The 1,560-nt window shown below is 67.0% G+C and carries 1 protein-coding gene; it reads right to left on the bottom strand.

Features of this window, described 5'->3' with window-relative positions; genetic code table 11:
• Positions 1–198: 198 nt before the first annotated feature.
• The gene (locus tag ACIQOV_RS40855) at positions 199–1,473 is read right to left on the bottom strand and encodes an extracellular solute-binding protein (protein WP_401056129.1); all 1,275 of its coding nucleotides are present in this window, start codon (positions 1,471–1,473) and stop codon (positions 199–201) included.
• Positions 1,474–1,560: the final 87 nt, after the last annotated feature.

Genomic DNA, 1,560 nt, shown 5'->3' with positions numbered 1-1,560 from the left:
CTCGGGGTGCGCTCGGCACCGGGGGTGGTGGACTTGTCTGTCGACGCCACCACGGAATTCGTTGGTTCCGGGGACTGTGTCTGCACCCGTTCCGACTGCGCAGCCATCGTTCTCTCTTCCTTGCAAACCCGACCACGACGGAAGGCGTCGCTCACCGACCCCCCGCCGGGAGCCGGTGAGCGACGCCGCTCGACTGCCTTACTGCTTCTGGTTGAGACGCTTCGCGATCTCGTCGTCGGCCTTCTTGGCCGCGGCGGCGTAGTCGCCGTTCAGCGCCGAGGTCAGGAAGTCCTTGATCGGGTTCGGCTCGTTCTCGACGTTGGTCCAGGTCGGAACGTTCGGGGTGGTCGCACCGTTGAGCGAGGCCGGCAGGGCGGCCTTGGCGAAGTCGCCGGTGACCTTGCTGTTGAGCGCGACCTTGTTCGGGATGAGACCCGAGGAGGCGATCAGGCCCTCGTTCTTGTCGTTCATGGCGATCTTCAGGAAGCCCTTGGCGAGCTCCGGGTTCTTGCTCTGCTGGGCGATCGCCAGGTTCGAGCCGCCGAGGAAGACGCTGGAGGGCTTGTCCGCGGTCGCGCCGGGGAGCGGGAAGTAGCCGATCTTGTCGGCGGCCAGCTCCTCGGGCTTCGGGACCTCCCAGCCGAGACCGATGATGGCGCCGATGTCACCCTTGGCGAAGACGTCCTTCTGCTGCGGGGTGGCCTCGTCCTTGTCCTTCGGCGCGGTGGTCGAGTGGCTCTGCAGCTTCTTGTAGGTGTCGAAGGCCTTCTGGGCCTCGGGGCTCGACAGGCCGCCGACCCACTTGTCGCCGTCCTTCTTGGCGAGCTTGCCGCCCTCGCTGGTCAGCAGGCCGAAGTAGGCGTACCACTCCTGGCCGGGCATGTAGAGGGCGTCGGTGACGCCCGGGACGGCCTTGACCTTGTCCAGGTCGGTGTAGAACTCGTCCAGGGTCTTCGGCGGGGTGGTGATGCCGGCCTTGGTCCAGATGTCCTTGTTGTAGGTCACCACGCGGTTGGTGAAGTACCACGGGGCGGCGTACTGCTTGCCGTCGATGATCGAGGACTCGTTCAGGTTGGCGGCCCAGTCGGCGCCACCCAGGTCGGCCTTGTCCTTGGTGATGTCGAGCAGACCACCGGTGGCCGCGTAACCCGCGGTCTGGGTGTTGCCGATCTCCAGGACGTCCACCGAACCCTCGGAGAGGGCGGCGGTGACCTTCTGGCCGATGCCGTTCCACTTCTGGGTCTGGATGTCGAGCTTGGCACCCGGGTAGGCGGCGGCGAAGTCGGCCTTGACGCTGTCCTCCCAGCCCTTGGGGGCCGAGCCGTCCATCAGCCACACGGTCAGGGTCTTGCCGTCGTAGTTCTTGGCCGCCGCGGACGAGCCGCCCTCGGTCTTCTTGCCGTCCGAGCTGCAAGCCGCCAGGCCGACGACCATTGCTGCGACGCCGACCGCCGCGATGAGCTGACGCTTCACGCCATCCTCCTGAGGGATGCCTGGGTTGCCCCCGTCGGGCGGCAGCGGCAGACCCACACAAAGCGGGGGGAAAGGTGCCGCGGACCC

This window comes from Kitasatospora sp. NPDC091257, assembly GCF_044757675.1.
Lineage (GTDB): Bacteria > Actinomycetota > Actinomycetes > Streptomycetales > Streptomycetaceae > Kitasatospora > Kitasatospora lactacystinica.
Note: the sequence above shows the minus strand (reverse complement) of the source record. Positions and strands in the feature narration are given on the sequence as shown.